5 protein-coding genes are annotated in these 4,495 nt (G+C 67.3%); all 5 read left to right on the forward strand.

Features of this window, described 5'->3' with window-relative positions; all coding sequences use genetic code 11:
* The coding region (locus AB0J09_RS57145) for a non-reducing end alpha-L-arabinofuranosidase family hydrolase (RefSeq protein WP_360711220.1) at nucleotides 1-1,016 on the forward strand (1,016 nt) is incomplete at its 5' end.
* A 164-nt stretch (nucleotides 1,017-1,180) separates the two neighbouring features.
* Complete coding sequence (locus AB0J09_RS57150; RefSeq protein ID WP_360711223.1) at nucleotides 1,181-1,378, forward strand: hypothetical protein; 198 nt, start codon at nucleotides 1,181-1,183, stop codon at nucleotides 1,376-1,378.
* 9 nt (nucleotides 1,379-1,387) lie between these two features.
* Nucleotides 1,388-2,410, forward strand: coding sequence for a LacI family DNA-binding transcriptional regulator (locus AB0J09_RS57155; protein WP_360711226.1), 1,023 nt, complete (start codon nucleotides 1,388-1,390; stop codon nucleotides 2,408-2,410).
* A 281-nt stretch (nucleotides 2,411-2,691) separates the two neighbouring features.
* Nucleotides 2,692-3,501, forward strand: coding sequence for a FadR/GntR family transcriptional regulator (locus tag AB0J09_RS57160; RefSeq protein ID WP_360711229.1), 810 nt, complete (start codon nucleotides 2,692-2,694; stop codon nucleotides 3,499-3,501).
* 144 nt (nucleotides 3,502-3,645) lie between these two features.
* Entirely contained in the window at nucleotides 3,646-4,398 is a 753-nt protein-coding gene (locus AB0J09_RS57165) for a FadR/GntR family transcriptional regulator (RefSeq protein WP_360711232.1), read from the forward strand.
* Nucleotides 4,399-4,495: the final 97 nt, after the last annotated feature.

Here is a 4,495-nt window from a genome sequence, read left to right on the forward strand (position 1 = left end):
AGGGCGCCTCCACCGCCGACGGCGCCAACATCGTCCAGTACGACGACTGGGGCGGCAACAACCAGCAATGGCAACTCGTCCGGGTCGACGGCGGCGGCAACCCCGGTCAGTGCGATCTTCCGTCCACGTACCGCTGGACATCGACGGGCCAGCTGGCGACCCCGAAGTCAGGTTGGGTCTCGCTCAAGGACTTCACCGTCGCCCCCTACAACGGCAAGCATCTCGTCTACGCGACGACGCACGACACGGGGACGAGCTGGGGTTCGATGAACTTCGGCCTCTTCACCAACTGGTCGGACATGGCCTCGGCCAGCCAGAACACGATGTCGTCTTCCACTGTCGCGCCCACGCTCTTCTACTTCGCCCCGAAGAACATCTGGGTGCTCGCCTACCAGTGGGGTGGGACCGCCTTCTCCTACAGGACCTCCAGCGACCCCACCAATCCGAATGGCTGGTCATCGCAGCAGGTGCTCTTCTCCGGAAGCATCTCCGGCTCCGGAACAGGACCCATTGACCAGACACTCATCGGTGACAGCACGAACATGTACCTGTTCTTCGCCGGGGACAACGGCAAGATCTACCGGGCCAGCATGCCCATCGGGAACTTCCCGGGCAGTTTCGGCACCACATCGACCGTGGTCATGAGCGACACGACGAACAACCTGTTCGAAGCCGTTCAGGTCTACAAGCTCCAGGGCCAGAACAAATACCTCATGCTCGTCGAGGCGATCGGCTCGCAGGGCCGCTACTTCCGCTCCTTCACCGCCACCAGTCTGAACGGTTCGTGGACACCTCAGGCCGCAACCGAGAGCAACCCGTTCGCCGGCAAGGCCAACAGCGGCGCCACCTGGACCAACGACATCAGCCACGGCGAGCTGGTCCGCGCCGGCGCCGATCAGACCATGACCGTTGATCCCTGCAACCTGCAGCTGCTCTACCAGGGACGCAGCCCCAACTCCGGCGGCGACTACGGCCTCCTGCCCTACCGGCCGGGTCTGCTGACGCTGCAGCGCTGATGGCGTGACACGGGTCCGGCTCGGAGCCGGCGTGGCAGGGCCGCCTGCTCGCGCCCCTTCCGCGAGACGGACCTCCGGCTCGGACACCGTTTCGGGGCGGCCCGGCGATCCGGGCCGCCCCTCCGTCAACGGCAGGAGCGGGCGGCGTACTGCTGTCGTTCTACATGCTCTCCGGCTACGGCCTGCACGCCGTCGGCATCGAGCTGGACGCCCTCGCCGCCGTCGTCATCGGCCGCACCCTGCTCACCGGCGGCAGCCGCTACCTGCTCGGCACCGTCCGAACGCGGGACATGACCCCGAGGCGTAGAAGCTTTGATCTTGGCAAAACGGCACTGCCCCGCCTCCCCGCACTCCGTGACTAAACTGCCGCCATGCCCCCGGAGTCGTCTCCTCTCACCATCGCTCAGCTCGCCGAGCTGGCCGGAGTTTCCACCGCGACGGTCTCCAAGGTCGTGAACGGCCGTTCCCAGGTGTCGTCCGAAACCCGCGCCGCCGTGGAGGAGCTCATCCGCCGGCACGGCTACCGCCGCCAGCGCCGCCGCTCCATGCCGACGGCCCTGGTGGAGCTTGTCTTCCACGCTCTGGAGGGCGACTATCCCGTCGAGATCACCAAAGGCGTGGCGGAGGTCGCCCGTCAGCACGACCTCATGGTGGGGATATCGGACCTGCGCCGTGACCACACCGCCGGAGACGCCTGGCTGGAAGGTGTGCTGCGGCGCCGTCCGAGCGGTGTGATCGCGGTGTTCTCCGACCTGACCGAGACCCAGCACGAACAACTCGCCCGCCGCGAGATCCCGCTGGTCCTGCTGGATCCGGCCGACGCTCCCGCGCGGAACATCCCATCGGTCGGCGCCGGCAACTGGAACGGCGGGCTCACGGCCACCCGCCACCTCCTGGAGCTCGGGCATCGCCGCATCGCCATCATCACGGGGCCCGACTCCGCGCTGTCCAGCCGGGCCCGTCTCGACGGCTACCGCACCGCCCTCGACATGGCCGGCGTGCCCGTCGACCCGGAGCTGATCGGCCGCGGGGACTTCTTCATCGAGGGCGGTCTGGCCGAAGCGCACCGCCTGCTGCGCCTGTCCGACCGGCCAACCGCGATCTTCAGCACAAACGACGGCCAGGCCATCGGCGTCTACCACGCGGCCCATCAGCTCGGCCTGCGCATCCCGGATGATCTCAGCGTGATCGGCTTCGACGACATGCCGTCGGCGCGGTGGGCCGTTCCACCGCTGACCACCATCCGCCAGCCCCTCACCGAGATGGCCGCCGCGGCAACCTCGATGCTGCTGACACTGGCCCACGGCGAGCAACTGCCGCAGAGCCGCGTCGAGCTGGCCACCGAACTCGTCGTACGCGAGAGCACCGGGCCTCCCACCCTCCCGCCCGCCTGAGCCGAAGCGCGGCATCCAAGGGTCAGTCGGCCGAGTTCACCAGCAGGAACAGGCCTACCCGCCAGAGAAAGCAGCCATGGTCACCGTGTCGCGGGGCCCGTGCGGATCTTGCTGGCAGAGCTCGCTCAACGTGATCGCATCACGGTCTTTGTGCCAGAGCCACTTCTACATGGCCGCATACAGGGGTGCTGGAGGGTGGAGGACTTCGCCAACTTCATCATATGAATAACGTATACACGCAAAGCGTATACTCAAGTTGTGACCATCTTCTTGGAGGCTCAGTGAGCGCCGCGTTCTCTCAACCCGGTCTGGCCGCGGGCGCCTCCCATGACTTGCTGGAGCCGATGCGGCACCGACGCCCTCGTCGCCTGGGCGATACCATCGTCGCCTATCTGGTCGACCGCATCGTGTCGGGGGCCTATCCGGTGGACACCGTGCTCCCGACAGAGCCCGAGCTGTGCGAGGAGTTCGGTGTCTCCCGCACAGTGGTGCGCGAGTCGGTCAAGCTCCTCGAAGCGAAGGGCCTGGTCAAGGCGGTCCCGGGCCGAGGCACCCGGGTGCTGGAGCCAGTCGGCTGGAACCTCCTGGATCCGGTGGTCCTGGAGGCGCAGATCCGGCACGACAGCGACCTGCGTATCCTCGACGACCTCGTCAACGTCCGAGCGGCGCTCGAATGCGACATGGCGGCACAGTGCGCACGCGTGATCACGCCCGATCAGGCCGAGGCACTGACCGAGCAGGCAAACGTCCTCGCGAAGAGCCTGGACGACCCGCTGCGCTACGCCAGAGAGGATGTCACCTTCCACGAGATGATCATGATCGCCTCCGGCAATCGTCTCGGTCACGCGATCATCCACGGCATCCACGCCAAGGCGCGGCTGTCCAGCCAGTACAACGGCGACCCACGCAGGGAAGAACTCGCCCAGTCGCTCGCAGAGCATCGGCAGATCGAGTCGATGATCCTCCAGGGCGACGCCCAGGGGGCCGCAGCCGCGATGCGCATCCACATACTGGGCTCCTGGGCCAGACGCCGTCCCGGCGTCCACGGGGAGCTCTCCGGTGGAGCCGGCTCCCAGGACACCCGCCAGTGAAAGAGGGCTGCCACGCCCGCGGCGCCTGATCGAGGCCTCCGGGCCGGCGATGGGGTCCTCCACTTGATAGGAAACGATCCGCAGCCGTCGAGTGATTGACTGAGCGCTTCAAGAGGCGCTACGGCACTGCACTAGAGTGCAATCATGAGCGCCAAAGCGGACGCGTTCGGCTTTTCCTCCCGCAGGCCTGCCGAGCGACTGGGCGTCGCGGTGGTCAGCGAACTGGTCGAGCTCATTGTCACGGGCGAAATTCCCGAAGGGCAGGCACTGCCGCCCGAAGGTCCGCTCTGCGAGCACTTCGGCGTCAGCCGGACGGTTCTCCGCGAGTCGATCAAGCGGCTCGAGGAGAAGGGCCTGGTGGTGGTGGCACAGGGCCGTGGAACCCAGGTGGCCCGCTCCGGGTCCTGGAACATGCTCGACCCGATCGTGCTGTCCGCGCTCATCGACAACGACGAGTCCCTGGGCATCCTGGACGAGCTCACGATCGTCCGGGGCAGCCTCGAGTCCGCCATGGCGGGCGCGGTGGCGATGCGGCGCACGGCCGAGGAGCTGACCCGCATCGAGCATGCTCTGGAGTCGATGCGCGAAATGCAGCATGAGAGCGACTCCTTCCGGCAGGCGGATGTGGTCTTCCATCTCACGATCATGGAGCTCTCCCGCAACCGCCTGGCCGAGAACATCGCCAAGCGCTTGTACCGGCGGGCGCTCGAGAGCAGCAGATATCAGGGAATGGGGTACGAGGACGCCTTCCAGTCGACTTTGAAGGAGCATGCTTCGGTGGTCGAGGCGATCTCCCGCCAGGACGCCGAGACCGCGGCACGGGCCATGCGCGACCACATCGTCGGTTCCTGGAAGCGGCGCCGGCTCCGGGCGCCGGACGCGGAGGCCGAACTCTAGGGCTGCTCCCCCGGTAGGCCGGCCGCGCGGCCCACGCCAGCAGCACCCGCCCGCCTCCCGGAAGGGCAGACGGACGACTCGAGCCCCGAGGCGCCCC

This window comes from Nonomuraea sp. NPDC049784 (assembly GCF_040659615.1).
In the GTDB taxonomy this organism is placed as follows: Bacteria; Actinomycetota; Actinomycetes; order Streptosporangiales; family Streptosporangiaceae; genus Nonomuraea.

Excerpts from the sequence above, each read along its gene's own strand:
- AB0J09_RS57155 (WP_360711226.1), top strand. The coding sequence starts at position 1,388 with ATGCCCCCGGAGTCGTCTCCTCTCACCATCGCTCAGCTCGCCGAGCTG.
- AB0J09_RS57165 (WP_360711232.1), top strand. The coding sequence starts at position 3,646 with ATGAGCGCCAAAGCGGACGCGTTCGGCTTTTCCTCCCGCAGGCCTGCC.
- AB0J09_RS57150 (WP_360711223.1), top strand. The coding sequence starts at position 1,181 with ATGCTCTCCGGCTACGGCCTGCACGCCGTCGGCATCGAGCTGGACGCC.